At 40.4% G+C, this 16,366-nt stretch carries 21 protein-coding genes; all 21 read right to left on the bottom strand.

The genetic code is table 11. The features are described from left to right. Positions 1 to 3 precede the first annotated feature (3 nt). Positions 4 to 669: a flagellar type III secretion system pore protein FliP gene (gene fliP, locus ACFVSH_RS10030; protein ID WP_387599907.1), complete on the bottom strand. Its 666-nt coding sequence runs from the start codon at positions 667 to 669 to the stop codon at positions 4 to 6. Further along, on the bottom strand, positions 666 to 1,325 hold the full coding sequence (locus tag ACFVSH_RS10025; protein ID WP_387599903.1) for a flagellar biosynthetic protein FliO: 660 nt from the start codon (positions 1,323 to 1,325) through the stop codon (positions 666 to 668). Before ACFVSH_RS10025 ends, fliP begins: the two co-directional genes overlap by 4 nt. Before the next feature lie 15 nt (positions 1,326 to 1,340). After that, positions 1,341 to 1,703 (bottom strand): chemotaxis protein CheY, encoded by a 363-nt coding sequence (gene cheY, locus ACFVSH_RS10020; RefSeq protein WP_387599900.1) that lies wholly within the window; start codon positions 1,701 to 1,703, stop codon positions 1,341 to 1,343. A 17-nt stretch (positions 1,704 to 1,720) separates the two neighbouring features. Continuing rightward, complete coding sequence (gene fliY / locus ACFVSH_RS10015; protein WP_387705807.1) at positions 1,721 to 2,938, bottom strand: flagellar motor switch phosphatase FliY; 1,218 nt, start codon at positions 2,936 to 2,938, stop codon at positions 1,721 to 1,723. Further along, on the bottom strand, positions 2,928 to 3,926 hold the full coding sequence (fliM, locus tag ACFVSH_RS10010) for a flagellar motor switch protein FliM (protein WP_260284257.1): 999 nt from the start codon (positions 3,924 to 3,926) through the stop codon (positions 2,928 to 2,930). Before fliM ends, fliY begins: the two co-directional genes overlap by 11 nt. A gap of 52 nt (positions 3,927 to 3,978) precedes the next feature. Then, the gene (fliL, locus tag ACFVSH_RS10005; RefSeq protein WP_260284256.1) at positions 3,979 to 4,407 is read right to left on the bottom strand and encodes a flagellar basal body-associated protein FliL; all 429 of its coding nucleotides are present in this window, start codon (positions 4,405 to 4,407) and stop codon (positions 3,979 to 3,981) included. After that, entirely contained in the window at positions 4,404 to 4,619 is a 216-nt protein-coding gene (locus ACFVSH_RS10000) for a flagellar FlbD family protein (protein WP_076367895.1), read from the bottom strand. Before ACFVSH_RS10000 ends, fliL begins: the two co-directional genes overlap by 4 nt. A 48-nt stretch (positions 4,620 to 4,667) precedes the next feature. Next, positions 4,668 to 5,933 carry a flagellar hook protein FlgE gene (locus ACFVSH_RS09995; protein ID WP_387599895.1) on the bottom strand — a complete coding sequence of 422 codons (1,266 nt, stop codon included), beginning with the start codon at positions 5,931 to 5,933 and terminating at the stop codon, positions 4,668 to 4,670. Between the two features lie 56 nt (positions 5,934 to 5,989). Continuing rightward, the gene (locus ACFVSH_RS09990) at positions 5,990 to 6,154 is read right to left on the bottom strand and encodes a hypothetical protein (protein WP_387705805.1); all 165 of its coding nucleotides are present in this window, start codon (positions 6,152 to 6,154) and stop codon (positions 5,990 to 5,992) included. Positions 6,155 to 6,402: 248 nt separating this feature from the next. Beyond that, the gene (gene flgD, locus ACFVSH_RS09985; RefSeq protein WP_387705804.1) at positions 6,403 to 7,038 is read right to left on the bottom strand and encodes a flagellar hook assembly protein FlgD; all 636 of its coding nucleotides are present in this window, start codon (positions 7,036 to 7,038) and stop codon (positions 6,403 to 6,405) included. A gap of 8 nt (positions 7,039 to 7,046) precedes the next feature. Next, a complete protein-coding gene (locus tag ACFVSH_RS09980; RefSeq protein WP_387705802.1) occupies positions 7,047 to 8,351 on the bottom strand; it encodes a flagellar hook-length control protein FliK in 1,305 nt (434 codons plus the stop codon). Between the two features lie 25 nt (positions 8,352 to 8,376). Beyond that, positions 8,377 to 8,994, bottom strand: a complete 618-nt coding sequence (locus ACFVSH_RS09975; protein ID WP_387705800.1) for a MotE family protein — start codon at positions 8,992 to 8,994, stop codon at positions 8,377 to 8,379. Positions 8,995 to 8,998: 4 nt separating this feature from the next. Then, a complete protein-coding gene (fliJ, locus tag ACFVSH_RS09970) occupies positions 8,999 to 9,445 on the bottom strand; it encodes a flagellar export protein FliJ (protein WP_387599881.1) in 447 nt (148 codons plus the stop codon). Positions 9,446 to 9,447: 2 nt separating this feature from the next. Beyond that, positions 9,448 to 10,767 (bottom strand): flagellar protein export ATPase FliI, encoded by a 1,320-nt coding sequence (gene fliI, locus ACFVSH_RS09965; protein ID WP_387705798.1) that lies wholly within the window; start codon positions 10,765 to 10,767, stop codon positions 9,448 to 9,450. A 2-nt stretch (positions 10,768 to 10,769) separates the two neighbouring features. Further along, the gene (gene fliH, locus ACFVSH_RS09960) at positions 10,770 to 11,534 is read right to left on the bottom strand and encodes a flagellar assembly protein FliH (protein WP_387705796.1); all 765 of its coding nucleotides are present in this window, start codon (positions 11,532 to 11,534) and stop codon (positions 10,770 to 10,772) included. Beyond that, complete coding sequence (fliG, locus tag ACFVSH_RS09955; protein WP_260284247.1) at positions 11,527 to 12,546, bottom strand: flagellar motor switch protein FliG; 1,020 nt, start codon at positions 12,544 to 12,546, stop codon at positions 11,527 to 11,529. Before fliG ends, fliH begins: the two co-directional genes overlap by 8 nt. Positions 12,547 to 12,559: 13 nt before the next feature. Further along, on the bottom strand, positions 12,560 to 14,158 hold the full coding sequence (fliF, locus tag ACFVSH_RS09950; RefSeq protein WP_387705793.1) for a flagellar basal-body MS-ring/collar protein FliF: 1,599 nt from the start codon (positions 14,156 to 14,158) through the stop codon (positions 12,560 to 12,562). Between the two features lie 90 nt (positions 14,159 to 14,248). After that, positions 14,249 to 14,557, bottom strand: coding sequence for a flagellar hook-basal body complex protein FliE (fliE, locus tag ACFVSH_RS09945; protein WP_483878283.1), 309 nt, complete (start codon positions 14,555 to 14,557; stop codon positions 14,249 to 14,251). A gap of 23 nt (positions 14,558 to 14,580) precedes the next feature. Next, positions 14,581 to 15,039, bottom strand: a complete 459-nt coding sequence (gene flgC, locus ACFVSH_RS09940) for a flagellar basal body rod protein FlgC (protein WP_387599871.1) — start codon at positions 15,037 to 15,039, stop codon at positions 14,581 to 14,583. Continuing rightward, complete coding sequence (flgB, locus tag ACFVSH_RS09935) at positions 15,039 to 15,434, bottom strand: flagellar basal body rod protein FlgB (RefSeq protein ID WP_192204018.1); 396 nt, start codon at positions 15,432 to 15,434, stop codon at positions 15,039 to 15,041. Before flgB ends, flgC begins: the two co-directional genes overlap by 1 nt. 733 nt (positions 15,435 to 16,167) lie before the next feature. Continuing rightward, positions 16,168 to 16,366: hypothetical protein (locus tag ACFVSH_RS09930; protein WP_387705792.1), on the bottom strand; the 199-nt coding region annotated here is incomplete at its 5' end.

Below are 16,366 nucleotides of genomic sequence, written 5' to 3'. Positions count from 1 at the left end.
TGCTTAAAAACTCTGTAATAAAGACTTCACTACTAAATACCATCCGTCAACAAGAATGAAAAGGAGGATTTTAAATGGCAGGGAAATCATGACTGGCGGCAGCATCATCATCCCCATCGACATCAGGACACTGGCAACGACCATATCGATAACCAAAAATGGTATGAAAATCATAAATCCTATTTGAAAAGCCGTTTTGATTTCACTGATAGCAAAAGCTGGTACAAAGGCAGTCATGGGTATGTCCTGTATCGTTTCCGGCTTATCCACCTTGGCATACTCCAAGAATAACGCCAGATCCTTTTGCCTTGTATGGGCACTCATGAATTCCTTAAATGGTATCGAGGCCTGAACATATGCCTCTTCTAAATCTATCTCTTCATTAAATAACGGGGTTAATGCCTTTTCATTCACTTCCTGAAAAGTCGGTGCCATTATGAAGAATGTCATGAAAAGTGCCAGGCCGACCAGTACCTGGTTCGGCGGCATCTGCTGGGTAGCTAGCGATGTTCTCACAAAGCTCAGGACAATGATGATTCTTGTAAAACAGGTCATCAAGATCAATATGCTTGGTGCCAGCGATAAGACAGTCATTAGGAGAACAAGTTTTACGGAAGTAGAGACATTAGTGGGATCACTGTTATTAAAAAACTCCATGAACTCATTCATTCATTGTCTCTTCCTTTCCTACCAAGCTCATTTAACAGCCTTTTCCTGCTATCGGACATTTGATCAAGTTGATTTTTGAACTCTGCAGAGAAACTGGCAGTTCCGGATTCGCTTTTCTTCAACCACTTATTTTTCAACTTCATGGCAAATTCCCCAGGCTGGATCATTTGATCGATCTTATCGTTGTGATCTTTCAAAAGCTGTTCATATTCCTCGGGATCATCTATTTCTTTCAAGAGCTGAATGTTTTCGCCAACCCCGATCACCAATATTCGCCCGCCTACTTTAACAAGCTGGACTGAACGATTTGCCCCAAGGCCCGTACCGCCTAAATTCTCCACTGAATTTGCCTTTTGATACGATTTATTTTTTTTATTGATGAATTTCAATAGGATATATAGAAGGGCCACAACAAAAATAGTAGCAAATATCATCCTCAGAAACTCCCAAACGGTTATCCCCACTTTATCAGGATTAGAAGCCTGTCCGGTAGATTTCGAGTCTATTGATTCATCTTTATCCACCTTTAAATCATCTGGCTGCTCATAAACATCCTTCACTGTTTTACCAGGGTCTTCCGCATGGGCCTGTATGGCCCCAGAGAAGAATACTGCTATCAACAGTGAGACCTGAAGCCATTTTTTTATTAAAAACAATATGAAGACACCCTCTTAACTTAATGCTTTATTTATGGCTTCCAATACCCGGTCTGCCTGGAATGGCTTCACGATGAAGTCTTTTGCCCCCGCCTGGATCGCATCAATGACCATGGCTTGCTGCCCCATCGCAGAACACATAATGACCTTGGCTTGAGGGTGTACCTTTTTAATTTCCTTTAACGCCGTAATCCCGTCCATTTCAGGCATGGTAATATCCATCGTTACAAGATCCGGATGGGTTTCTTTATATTTTTCCACTGCTTGGGCGCCATCTGCTGCTTCCCCGACTATTTCAAAACCATTTTTAGAAAGGATATCCTTTATCATCATTCTCATAAATGCTGCATCGTCCACAATTAAAATTCTATTAGCCATTATTCTCGTCCCCCAAATTATCTTATATTATTTAATCGTTCACTTTGACTCATGATATCCGTAACACGTACCCCGAAGTTTTCATCAATCACCACTACCTCACCTTTTGCTATCAAGCGGCTGTTTACCAGGATATCCACTGGCTCTCCTGCTAATTTATCCAATTCAATGATCGATCCGGAGGACAGATCCAAAATATCCTTTACGGAGCGTTTCGTTCTTCCAAGCTCCACAGTTACTTGCAAAGGGATATCCATCAGCATGCTGAGGTTTTTCGTTTCAGACTCCTGAAGCTGATAAGGCTGAAAACTAGTGAAACTGGCAGGCTGAACATTTACCGGCTGTCCTGTTGGTACGGATGAAACTCCAAAATGTTGCGGAACATTCGGCATTTGGTTCGCAGGTTGGGTTCGGTGACCGCCTTGTCCATAAATTTCGTTTGCCGATCGATCTGGCCTGGTGTCCTGGAAGGATGCAGGCTCCTGATTTGGAATGTTTATTACTGGATCACTTAGTACTTGTTGCGTTTTAATATCGGTAGGCTGGCTTTCGCTCGTCCCATTTAATAATTCAGAAACTAACCCTTTAGCAAACTCTAACGGCAACAATTGCATAATACTGGAGTCAATTAAGTTTCCGACACGGAGGCGGAATGAGATTTTTGCAAATAAATCCTCGTCAGGTATCGCATTTTCACCTACACCATTTAAAAAATTAAGTAAGTCTATGCTAGGTGGAGAAATATCCACTTTTTTACTGAAAATGGTCGACATGGATGTCGCAGCAGAACCCATCATTTGGTTCATTGCTTCCTGAACAGCGCTCAATTGAATTTCCCCAAGCAGGTCAGAAGGATTCTCCCCATCTCCTCCAAGCATCAAATCCGCAATGATAGCAGCATCGCTCTGCTTGATGACCAGCATATTTATACCTGAAAAACCTTCTGTATATTGCACTTGAATCGCTACATACGGATGCGGGAATTCTTCCGCGATCTGTCCCCTTTCAATTAAAGAAACCGTCGGGGTGGTGATATCCACTTTCTGATTCAATAAAGTGGATAGGGCAGTGGCCGAACTTCCGAAGGAGATATTACCAATTTCACCGAGGGCGTCGAGTTCCATCATTGATAAATAATCGTCAATCGAGAGAGGGAACACCTCATCCTCTATATCACTTGTACCTTTTAAAAGGGCATCTATCTCGTCTTGTGAAAGCATTCCATCACTTACCATCTTCGTCTCCCCCTTTCAAAATATCAAGAATCTGGATAGCATGTTTTTTTCCTACTTTTCCTGGCTGCCCACTGAATTTTGGAATCCCCCCAATTGTAATCGTCAAAGGTTCATCGATTGCCTTATTCAAATCGATGACATCGCCAACATCAAGCAGCAAAAAGTCCTGAATGGTGATATCCGTAGAACCAAGTTCGGAAATAATGGGAAGATCTGCGTTTCGGATACGCTTTTCCAAAATCATGATTTCCTCTGGGATTTTTTCCTTTTGGGAATTTTCCATCCAATAATGAGCGGATAACTTTGGTATGATCGGTTCCAATACGACGTGAGGGATGCAAACATTAATCATTCCGCTCGTTTCGCCGATTTGTGTATTCAAGGAAATGACCACAACAGTATCGTTGGGTGAAACCAGTTGCAGAAATTGTGGATTCACCTCGAACTCTGTCATTACCGGTTCGATTTCAACAATCGTTCCCCAAGCCTCCTGTAAATTTTCAAAAGCCTTCTCGAATAAATTCGACATGATTTTCGTTTCTATTTCGGTTAAACTATCTACCTTATTCACGCTTATGCCCCGCCCGCCCAAAACACGATCCATCATGGAATAGGCGATATTCGGGTTGACCTCAATAATAATTCGGCCATCCAAGGGCGGTACCTCAAAAACATTCATGATAGTCATTTTTGGAACTGATCGGATAAACTCTTCATATGGTATTTGATCTGCCGAAGCAACGGATATTTGGACATATGTTCTAAGTTGAGCAGAAAAGTATGTGGTCAGCAGCCTCGCAAAGTTCTCGTGTATTCTGGTCAAACTGCGGATTTGGTCCTTTGAAAACCGAAGCGCCCTTTTAAAGTCGTAAACTTTCACTCTTTTTTCTACTTCTTCTTTTTTTAAATCATCTGCATCCATTTCACCTGTGGAAATGGCCGATAACAGAGCATCTATTTCATTTTGCGATAATATTTCCCCGGACATTAACACTCACCTCCAAAGCTTCCCCTTCTTATTTAATGAAGCAAGGATGTTCTTATTGCAGAATCGAGGAAGTAATATAAACCTTTTCAACTTTTCCTTCTTCCATTAATTCATTCATTCTGGTCTTCAAAGTTTCTTGAAGCTTTTCCTTGCCTTTTTTACCGGTTAACTCTTCCGCTTTCATTTCGGATAGTTCGGTTATAATTATATTTTTCACTTGAAAATTTCTTTTTTCCAACTCTTCTTTCGCTTTTTTGCTTTCTGTTTGGACCATAAAAGAGATTTTGATATAATCATTGCCGGCAAGATTCGTAGTGATTTCAGGAATCTCAACTGATGATTTGACAATTTCGTCAATGCTAGGTTTACCTTCAGCAGATGTGGGATCAGATAACTTTGTCACAACCACGACCGCTATGACACCTACAAGCGTTATAGCCACGAGTATAATCAACATAATAGTCATTAGTTTTTTTTTCATGAACTTTCCTCCACATCCTTACGAAAACCGAGAATATTGACGGTACGGTAAAATTGTATAATAGCTCCAACCAGTTCCTCTTCCTTCTCTAGCACAACGATTTTCTTACCATTTGTAAAAGTAATGGTCGTATCTGGCAATGACTCGACTGTGTCTATGTACAATGCATTGATATGAAAGCATTTTCCATTGAGCCTTGTGACTTTGATAATGATATTTAGGAGCCAGAGCAAAAGCACCTGGCTCCTCCCTCCCTTAACTTATCGTTTTAAGTTAACTAATTCCTGTAAAATTTCATCCGACGTCGTGATGATTCTGGAATTCGACTGGAAACCACGTTGTGCAACGATCATTTCAGTAAACTCTTCGGATAAATCCACATTGGACATTTCCAATGAACCTGATGCAATCACACCACGCCCCTCACCTGCGATATTGATGTTTGCCGTACCTGAATTGATTGATTCCTGAAAAGTGTTACCACCCGTTTTCGTCAAGCCTGATGCATTGGAGAACTTGGCGACGGCCAGTTGGCCTAAGGTTGTTATCAGACCGTTGGAATAAACGCCATTTATTTCCCCTGATGCGCCAATATTGAAGCTTTCCAGTTTTCCTTCTTTATTACCATCTGGATTGACAAGAGCTGTAGTGGAACCTTTAACTTGAGTAAGGTTCGAGAAATCAAAATCCAACTTAACTTTTTGCACGCTTTCATCAACTGTTGTATCCGAGTCATCCTCTTTGCCGCTTGAAATGTTAATGGTTTGACCTGCCTGGGTTTTATCGGCTGCCACTATCTGACCATTTGCATCGAATTTCACCGAAGTGAACGGTTTTGGTTTAGTTGTTGATGTATCCCCCAAAGCAGCAGGTTCTTCATCAAAAAGCTCCCATTTATCAACACCGTTTTTTTGAAAATAGATAGTAGCCGTTTGTTCTTTTCCGTTTTCATCCACAACTTTCATTTGCTGGCTAAATACGGTGCCATCAATTGCGTCAGCAGCTAGATTTCCACTTACTGATATTTTAGTAGTGGCAATAGCAGGTAAAATCGCATTGACGTTAACAGCCACGTCGCCAATCGTTTTTGATCGTTTACCGTTTTCATCAACCTTGTAAGCCTGTACTTTCAACCCATTCGCGTTGACAAGTGTACCGTTATCATCCAGATAAAAGTTTCCTGCACGTGTATATGAAAGAGAATCGCCTTGCTTGACGACAAAATAGCCATCACCAGATATTCCTAAATCAAGATCGCGGCCGGTGGTTTGCAGGCTTGACTGTGTATGGATCGTATCGATTGTAGCTATCGTGGAGCCCAATCCAATTTGTTTAGAATTGGTTCCGCCTTTATTGGCTGTTGCTGCACTTGCACCAGATACCGTTTGGTTCATCGCATCGCTGAATGTCACACGGCTTTTTTTGAAACCATATGTATTGACATTGGCGACGTTATTACCGATTACATCCAATTTTGTTTGTAAGTTTTTTAATCCGCTTATTCCCGAATACATTGAACGAAGCATGTGAAAGCTCCCCTTTCATTTATCGACTGCTTCCGTCATTCCACAGTCCAGGCTTCCTATTCCAGGTCCAGCCTATTTATTAAAACTATGGTTCCATTGATGTTCGTGAAGATTGGTGATGTTGCTACATCCCTGTTCATGACCGTAATGACCTTGTTGTTTTTTGTGCTTACTATGAGTGCCTCATTATCAATAATGATAAGAAATTCGGTTACACCCATCTTTTTGGCCTAATTGGCTTTATCAGCTATTTTGTTCCAGGTTTTTGGTGCTATTTCTAAATTCCGATGACTCATCCGCAATTGAGCATGATTACTAATGCTCAATTTTTCATTTGTGGAGACAGCAATTTGAAAAAACTGTCGTAAGTCGCTTTGGATTATCCGCCTTTGCCTTAACGGTAATTTTGTTTGTGGCAAAAGCTGAGCGGAATTTGCTTGAAAACCAAGTTCATTGATATTTCCATCCCTTAAGCTTTAGCGATCTTCATCAATTGCTCTGATGTTAACTTGGTGTTGTTTTCATCATCCACTTCAATTTCCAGCTTGCCATTACTCATGGATACCGAAATTACGACAGCAGACGACTCACCATTTTTATCGTCCATCCAGGAAACACGCTTGCCTATTAATTCACTTGCCGCCGTCAAACTATTCGACGTGGAACTTGGTTGTTTCATTGCTGAAATATTTGCGGGTTCAAGCTTTGTGCCATCTTCTAAAAGAAAATAAACGCCATCACCCTTATATTGGATCGATTTTACGATGCCTGTCCCTTCTTCTATCGCAAGCTTATCATCGCCTTCATCCAATTTGTGCCAAGTGACTTCCTTACCGACAAAAGAGTTATAGTTCATTAAACTATTTTGTTGATTGATCCCGATTATTTCTTCCATTTGGGCTCCCATATTCATCATCTGTTCCAGGGAAGAAAAGGTGGCCATTTGGGCGATGAATTCCGTATTGTCCATCGGACTTGACGGATCTTGATTTTGAAGCTGGGTAAGCAACAATTTCAAGAAATCATCCTTTCCCAATGCATCCCCGGTTTTTCTGTTTTCAGTTTGAGAATTTGATAATAATAGTGACGTATCGATGGTCGTCATTTTTTCACCTACACTTCAAGATTTAACAGAGCATCGGCAAGGGATCCCGTAAACTCGCTTTCCGTTTCCTCATTGCTTTCTTCCTTACTCTCCTGTTGTTCATTATGTTCATCCGCATCTTTATGGCTGAATTTCTCAGAGTTAAAAGCATTGAAGGCCTGTGATATTTCAATTCTTTCAATTTGAATGTTTTGTCCGCTAAAGGCTTGTTTTAAGCCATGAATCTGATTCTCCAGCATATCTTTGGCCTGAGCAGTAGAAGCCATAATCTTGGCTGACAGCATACCATCCTTTTGAATCAACTCGATTCTTAAGGACCCTAAATGTTCAGGAGTCAATCTGATTAAAAGTTTATTTACACCGTTGGTTCCGTTAAAGTTCGCCTTACTCAAAATATTTTCAAATTGTTTAATAAACTCCTCTTGACTGACAGTTTGCTCACCCTTAGGAACTGCCAAGACGAATTGCTCTAGTTTTGTCATGAGAAAAGGCATACCAGTCCCTTGATGTTTACCACTATCCGAACTTTGCAAAGTCACACCGCTGCTGACTGTCCCATCTTTATTTACCTTGTCGCTCCCGGATAATTGCGAGAATGCACTTTTCAATGTTTCTATTGTATGAGTTTGCCCTTTCCCCAGAGCGTTGGATTGATCAGGTTCTGCTTTTGACTGATTGGACAGCCATTTCTCCAACTTTCCCGTCAACCCTTCAAGCAGGTGTTTCAATTGTTTCTGGATGGCCGCTTCATCTTGGGTCATATCCTTATTTTCCGAGAGAAGATCATGAGTTTTCACCAGTTTCAAAAGATTCACCACACCGGATAATGAGGGGTCATTCCATTTTTCTTCGCTTAAAACAGTAATTTTTTTCAGGATGGTATACAGATCCATGACATTGGCTGATAACAAACTTTGTGGAGTCAGGCTGAAGTCGTCGTCCACTTCTTGTTCTAAATCGAGATCCTCGATGCTCCCAAGGAAATCATCAAGAGCACCCTCATCATTTCCGGCTACATTTTTTAGGACCTGTAAAATAAGGTCGTTGTCTTGCTGGTTTACAGAAGGGGCTTCGACAACTCTCTCTTCCCCTGTTTCACATAGCCTTTCAAGTTTCAAAAAACCAAGTAAATCCTTTATTACAGACATTCGTCCTTCAGTAATGGCGCCTATATCCGATGGAATGGGAGGTTCTGTCCCAATGGCTGATTGTAGGGCTGAACCAAACCCTGAATCAGTTTGCTGATTTGGCTTAACTGGTACCTTTAGACCTAATGATGCCAAGGGAAGTAAAGAATTAATTGCTGAATTCATATATTCACCTCCTCACTCTTTCCACCTAAGAACTTTGTTCCGTTAGTTTCTTCGTTAACCTTGCAGCATCAGCCGTTGTCATTTGCTCCAAAACCTTAGCTAAAGTGGCAGCTTTCATACTTGAGAGAATCTCCACAGCATCTTCATCATTCATTTCCATAATGATAGGTGCAGCCTTCTTGGGAGCCATCGTTTCATAAGTGCGGATTATATCTTTAAACGCTTGTTTACTATTATTCTGACTATCCCTAAGTTGATTCTTTTCTGTTTGAAGCTGCTGTTTTTCCGCTTCTGCCTTTGCAATGGCCTTGTCACGTGAATCAATGATGCCCTCAAGCTTTTCTATCTCTTTTTCCTTGTTTTCAATCTCGGTTTCTAATTTTTCGAGTTTCATGGAAACTTTCTCATCATTCTTGGCAGGTTTCCCCTTCTCTTCATCCTTTTGATCCGATTCAATGAAAGGTATTTTCGAAGTCATTTCCTTTGCCTTTTCCACTACATTCACCCCTGCAACTGTAAAAACGATCAACGCTACAGTTACCGCAAAGATTAATGGAATGAAGATGACAAGAAACCATTGAAACTTACTTATCTTTCTTTCTTCCAATTCTTCCGATCCATTAGATTCACTTTTTTTACGCATTCCATCACCTTACGCCTTTGCTTAAGAATTGCCGGATAGATATTTCATCCATTTGTTTGTTCTCAGCTTCTTTAATGACATCGAGGAATTTAAGAAAACCATTTTCTTTCATTTTTTCGTACTTTTTAACCTCGATATTTCTTTCCATTAATATATCCCGTTGATTATTCATCTTGTATCGTGCTTCAATGACTTCCTGTTGACAGTGGCCTAAGAGTTTTTCCAAGTTGTCCATAAATAACTGATGATGACGAATTTCCTGAACGGACAATCCATTTCGCAGCTTTTCCTGTTGAAACTCAAGCAACTCTTCTTTTTTCTTTAAAAGCTTATATAACTTTTCTGCCACTTCTTCAAATTTTTTTAAAGCAGCATTATATTTAGCTAGTGCATCGGACTTTTCTTTTTCTTTGATGGTCAGGATCTTCTCGAATTTATATTGATAAATCATTATTAATCACCTTTCTCCATCAATTCGACAAGGGCGTTGATACTATTATCTTTGGAAGCTTTTTCATGGGTTCCTTGTTTCAAAAATGAAATGATTTCCGGATAGCGTGTAATCGAGTTATCAATTTGTTTGGAAGAACCCCTCTTATAAGCCCCTATATTAATCAAATCTTCCGACTCCATATAGGTTGATAAACTTGCCCGAAATTTTTCTGCAGCGTTTTTATGCTTGTCACCAACAATATTGTTCATGACACGACTAATGCTCTTTAATACATTGAGCGCTGGAAACTGTCCTTTATTGGCCAAGTTACGGTCTAGTATGAAGTGACCATCCAATATTCCCCTGACTGCATCAGCAATCGGTTCATTCATATCATCACCGTCGACTAGTACCGTATAAAAAGCTGTTATGGTCCCCAACTGATTTGTTCCCGTTCTTTCGAGTAACCTTGGAAGGATGGCAAAAACGGATGGCGTATATCCTTTGGTCGTCGGCGGTTCCCCGATAGCAAGCCCAATTTCCCTCTGGGCCATCGCAACCCTCGTAACCGAATCCATCATCAGCATCACATTCAATCCCTTATCACGAAAATATTCCGCAATGGCAGTTGCCGTCAAAGCCCCCTTTATCCTCATCAACGCTGGCTGGTCAGATGTGGCCACTACAACGATTGATCGTGCCAGCCCTTCTGGTCCAAGATCTTTCTCAATGAATTCTCGAACTTCACGGCCACGTTCACCAATAAGACCGATTACGTTTAAGTCAGCCGTCGTATTCCTTGCCACCATACCAAGCAACGTGCTTTTCCCGACGCCGCTCCCTGCAAAGATACCAACACGCTGTCCTTTTCCAACTGTTAATAAACTATCAATCACCCGAACTCCTACATCTATCGGTTCATTAATGGGGGGGCGTTTCATCGGATTCGGCGGATCTTGATCCACAGAAATTGTCGCGAGACCTTTTGGAAGCATTGAGTCATCAATGGGATGTCCCAATGGATCGACTACTTTGCCAATTAGCCCGCTTCCCACCTTTATCTCAAGGCTCCTTCCTCTCCCTTCCACGATACAACCCGGTGCAATGTCACTAACTGCTGTAAATGGCATTAAAATAACCATTTCATCACGGAAACCGACAACTTCAGCTAAAATTCGATTTTTCTTTTTTTGTATACCCGTATAGATATAACAAACATCACCTACAGAGCTTTCAGGGCCTTGGGATTCTATCATTAACCCCACAACACGTTTGACCCGTCCATAGTGTTTGAATGGATCAACTTCATCAACTAAGGGCAATAGGTCTCTAGTTTTCATCTTTACTCCCCTTCCAGCAATTCAGTTAGTTTCACTTTTATTTCCTGCAGCTGGCTGTCGACACTGGCGTCCATCCTTCCGTTTTCTGATTCGATGATACAGCTGCCTACTTCAAGCTCATCATCAGGAAAGATATACAACTCAGTATCTTTCGGAAAGATTGCCATCAACTCATCTTTGTGAGAAAGAATCGATTGATATTGGATCGGATGGGTATGCAATTGCACTTCACGGTAATCCCTTACCTCTTTGATGGCTCTTTTGACGATGGATAAAAAAGACTCTTCATCTTTTTCAAGCTGTTGCCCGATAATTTTCTCTGCCACCTTCAGGGCAAGATTCAAAATAACGGTTTCAGATGATTCGATTTTGTGCCGATAATCTTTTTTAGAGGACTCCACCACTTCTTTTGCGAAGGCTATTTCCGCTGCAATCTCGTTATAACCCTTTTGGATCCCATCTTCGACCCCCTGCTGATACCCTTCTTTTTGAGCTTGTTCAATAAACATTGATTTTTCTTGATTCTCCCATTGTTCTCTGTCTTGCTGGATTTCAGCAGCAATTGCTTGGGCTTTTTGTTTAGCTTCGCGCAATAACGTTTCCGCTTCCTGTTTAGCATCATTGAGCAATTCATCAGGTTGAATATAATGAAGTTTTTTCCGCTCATCTGCATCATCATTTTGAAGAAAGTCGAAAGGGCGAACTTTTATTACGATCTTTTTGCTTTTCTCCTGGTTAGCCTGCTGGGATTTGATAATCCTAGACAATGATATCATCCCCTCCGCCGCGGGCAATCACGATATCCCCAGTTTCTTCCAGTCGTCTAATGACGGCAACAATTCTTGATTGTGCTTCTTCTACATCACGCAATCGAACTGGCCCCATATATTCCATTTCTTCCTGGAAGGTTTCAACCATACGATTCGACATGTTTCGGAAAACGATTTCCTTCACTTCATCACTAGCCACTTTAAGAGAAAGTTTAAGATCTTCGTTATCAGATTCCCTGACTACTCGCTGAATCGCTCTGCCATCAAGGGTCACGATATCTTCAAAAACAAACATTCGTTTCTTGATTTCCTCTGCAAGCTCCGGATCTTGGATCTCAAGTGCATCCAAAATCGTTCTTTCCGTTGAGCGGTCCACACCATTCAGCACATCTACAACAGCTTCGACTCCACCTGTCTGTGTATAATCTTGGGTTACAGTCGCAGAAAGTTTCCTTTCGAGTATTTGCTCCACTTCATTGATGATTTCCGGAGAAGTGCTATCCATTAAAGCAATCCTTCTTGCAATATCTGCCTGCACCTCTTGCGGAAGTTCAGACAATATTTGTCCAGCCTGTGTGGGATCAAGATATGACAGGATCAATGCAATGGTCTGCGGATGCTCGTTCTGGATGAAGTTCAGGATCTGTCCAGGGTCTGCCTTTCGTGCAAAGTCGAATGGCCGAACCTGCAAGGATGATGTTAAACGGTTAATGATGGCGGTTGCCTGATCAGTACCTAATGCCTTTTCAAGTACCTGCTTCGCATATCCTATCCCGCCCTGCGAGATGTAATCCTGTGCTAAAGCAATATTATGGAATTCTTCCAGAATTTCTTCTTTATCATGGGAGTCCACTTTTCTCACTCCCGAAATTTCAAGGGTCAATCTCTCAATTTCCTCTTCAGAAAGATGCTTATATACGGATGCAGAAACATCCGGGCCTAAGGAAATAAGGAGGATGGCAGCTTTCTGTTTGCCAGTCAATCCGGCCTTTTTTTTTCTATCTGTCACTTTCAAAAGCCTCCTAGTCTTCCGCTATCCAGCTTCTTAATAATTTTGCAAATTCATCCGGCTTTTCTTTTGCAAGCTTTTCCAGTTGTTTTCTTTTTAAAGATGCTTCCGTTTCCTTCTCTTCGTTCAAATCCGGAACATCGAATACGACTTCTTCCTCTTCAACCACGTACTCCTCTTCCATTTCAGCTTGCTTTCGGGATCTGAGGAACAAGATTAAGAGAATGATAATGGCAAGTATTAGCACTCCGCCTACGATGTATGCCCAGATTGGTAACGAAGGATTCGTTTCACCTTTTTGCAACGTCATTTTTCCGTTAAACGGTTGAACGGAAATCGCAATTTTATTATTAAGCTCCTCGTCCGTCAGTTCTTCACCTTCAGCTTTTTTCTCGATTGTCGTGCGTATTATCGTACCAAGGATTTGTGTAATATCCTCCACACTCTGTTGAGATAAAGAATTCGGATCATCAGCGGTGGGCGGTTCGACCATGACCTGAATACCTAAATCTTTAACCTTATATGGGCTTTCGACTATCTCCTTCTTGATTCGGTTCACTTCACTATTTATCGTTTCATCCACTTTTTCATAATCACCGGATCCGTTTGTACCTTCAGCGTATTTTGATCCCAATGAATCTGAGGAATCCTCACTTTGCGGCACGCCTCCTGCACCTGCTGCATCCCCACTATACGATTCATTGATCCTTTGCGCAGAAATCTCAATTCCAGCCATATTTTCTTCATCGACCGGTTCAACTAAATTCTCTTCCCGGTTTTCTTGAGTGAAATCAATGTCTGTCGTGACTGAAACAATCACTTTGTCTCTCCCCATTAACGTTCCAAGCATATTTTGCACCTGTCTTTGAATATCACGTTCTATTTCCTTTTTTATTTCATTTTGGGTGGCAAATGCCGACGCGAAAGAAGTATTTTCATTTTCAAGATCGAAATACTCAAACTCTTGGTTCATTATGACGATATTATCTGTAGGGAGATTCGGAACACTTTTTGAAACCAAATGATAAAGGGAATTGATTTGACTTTCTTCAAATTTATAACCTGGCTTCGTATTCAATACGATGGATGCTGACGCTTCCCCAGCTGAATCACTGACAAAAACTCCTTTATCAGGAAGAGTGATCATTACACTGGCATCTTCTACTCCATCAATCTTTTTTATTAAACTGGACAATTCCGTTTGCATCGAGTCCAGTTTAATGACATTGAATTCATTTTCAGTCATTCCAATACCAGCACTTTGACTAAAAAAGGAATAGTCGATATTGCCTGATTCCGGAATTCCTTCAGCTGCCAGTTCCACTTTAAGTGAATCAAGTCTTTCTTCAGGAACTTTTATGGTCGTACCATTTTCAGAAACTTCATTTGTAATCCCTTGACTGTCTAAATTCTCTTTAATGCTACCCGTTTCCGATGGAGTTAAGTTGGAATATAAGGGCACCAGCGTCGTACGCGTGGTTAAAATTGAAACTGCCGTAATGATGATGATAATTAATGCCGCTGAACCAATCATCATGAATTTTTGTTTTTTACTGCGGCCCGTCCAATAAGCAGTTATTTTGTTTTTAAAATTCACTAGTACTTCATTCATTTAAATCCCCCGGTCAGTCTATGAATTTATGATTGGGGGATTTTTCCCCCTGGTCATTTTTCTCTATATAATGAGGTTAAAAAATGAATGCTATATACTCATTCTCATCATTTCCTGGTAGGCTTCCACAACCTTATTCCGAACCTCTAATGTAGCCTGCATGGTAATGCTGGCTTTTTGTGAAGCTATCATCACCGAGTGAAGCTCAACATCCTCTCCATTAACCAATTTGGTTGTAAGGTCATCAGATGCCACTTGTGTTTCGTTAACTTTATTCATTGATTCTTTTAATACCGACGCAAAATTTTGCTGTGCTTCGTATGGTGTATTAGTCTTACTTTGATCTTTTTTCTGCACATTGCTTGCATTGTTCATTGCAGAAAGAGAAATCCCCTCCATATCAACAATCCCCTTTCAAACTTTTATTTTCCAATTTCCAAAGCTTTCATCATCATTCCCTTTGATGCATTTAAAACTGTCACATTTGCTTCGTATGAACGTGTGACACTCATTAAATCAACCATTTCCCGAAGCGGGTCGACATTTGGCATTTCAACATAACCATCTTCATTGGCATCAGGATGATCTGGATTATAATCCAGTTCAAAAGGTGTTTTATCTTTAACTATTCCAGTCACCTTCACACCATTCCCTACCTCGCTCGTTTTTTGGGATGCAGCGTTCAAGAAACTTGAAAAACCGTTTTCCTTACTTTGCAGCACAACCGATTTTCTTGTGTACGGCTTCCATTTTTTAGATTCGGCGTCATATTCCGCCCTGGTCGTATCGGTATTAGCCATATTAGCAGAGATTACATCCATCCTTAGCCTTTGACTCGTCAGGCTGGATCCGGTCATGTTTATACTTTGGAAGATTCCCATCACTTACCTCCTCTAATTACATTCTGCAATGATTGAAACTTACCTGAAAGCCTGTCGGTTACTGCATTATAATAAATCTGATTGGCAGCAAGCTCCGTCATTTCCTTATCAACGTCCACGCTATTTCCATTATTGTTATATCGGACATTTTTCTGCGTCACGATCTGAGAAGCATGACTCCCTTCTGATTTGAAGGGGAAATGTCGTTCATCGGTACGATATGAATCCAGTGATGATTCCAGCTCTGTCTTAAAGGATTGTGTTTTGTCGACCTCTTTAGCTTTATAATTAGGCGTATCCGAATTGGCTATGTTCTGTGAAATGACTTTTTGTTTTACATTAGAATAATTAAGGGCATTTTCTAGTGATTGAAAAGTATTTGAAAATAACTCCACATCGATTACCTCTTTCTATAACTAACATTTAATTACAATATCAATAAATTAATCCAGTGCATTTACGTTTTAATTTTAAAGAAACATTATAACTATGTCCATAAACAACACATGGACTTTAGACCTATTATCGTCGAAAATTGTCACAAATTGCTCAAATTTGTCGTGATTATTAGTATGATTACATGATTAATATTACGTAATATTACATTTTAATATGATTTTCTACATATTAACCAAATTTTCCTTCCATTAGCTTTTATATCATATCGAAAAACAAATCTATATACCTGATACTTTAGAACTAATTTTCGCATTTACTTTCAATTTATTATGTCAATTTAGTTGATTTCACCCTTTAAAGTAAAGGATTCATAAGAAAACAAAGGATTACTTCCTTTTTTCTTTTTTGAAAAAAAAACGTTTTTTTCAAAGCGCTGATTCATTCGACAAAATCCCCTAATGGTTAAAAACCGTAATCCATAGGGTTTTAAAAATCAAAAAAGGTTACAACAACGTTCTTTTTCACTATTACAACAGTTATAATAATATAATTACCCTTTTAAAGAAAAATTTAACTATTTTTTCAATTCTATTAGAAAACAAGCCTATATTCACATTTCCATTTAATTCGAATGACCTCTTTTTCCTATCTCTCCCTGACGTTCACCTCCTTTTGCTGATTAGTCCCAGAAAGCAACAGATCCAAATACCACAAAAAAAAGCAGCCTTTTTAAAGGACTGCCCAGACTGTAGACAAACTCGATGAAAACTTAGTTTGTCTACAGTTTCTTTTGGGGTTTGTGCAATTTGAACGTTGATTGGAACGAAGGGCACTCGTTTTCATCGGGCGGTCCGATGAGCCTCTTCGGCGCCTTTGCGCCTGTGGGGTCTCCCCTGGACTCACTTTTCTAAGCAGGAGTCTCGTACCT

This window comes from Peribacillus sp. NPDC058002 (genome assembly GCF_042886655.1).
In the GTDB taxonomy this organism is placed as follows: domain Bacteria; phylum Bacillota; class Bacilli; order Bacillales; family DSM-1321; genus Peribacillus; species Peribacillus aracenensis.
Note: the sequence above shows the minus strand (reverse complement) of the source record. Positions and strands in the feature narration are given on the sequence as shown.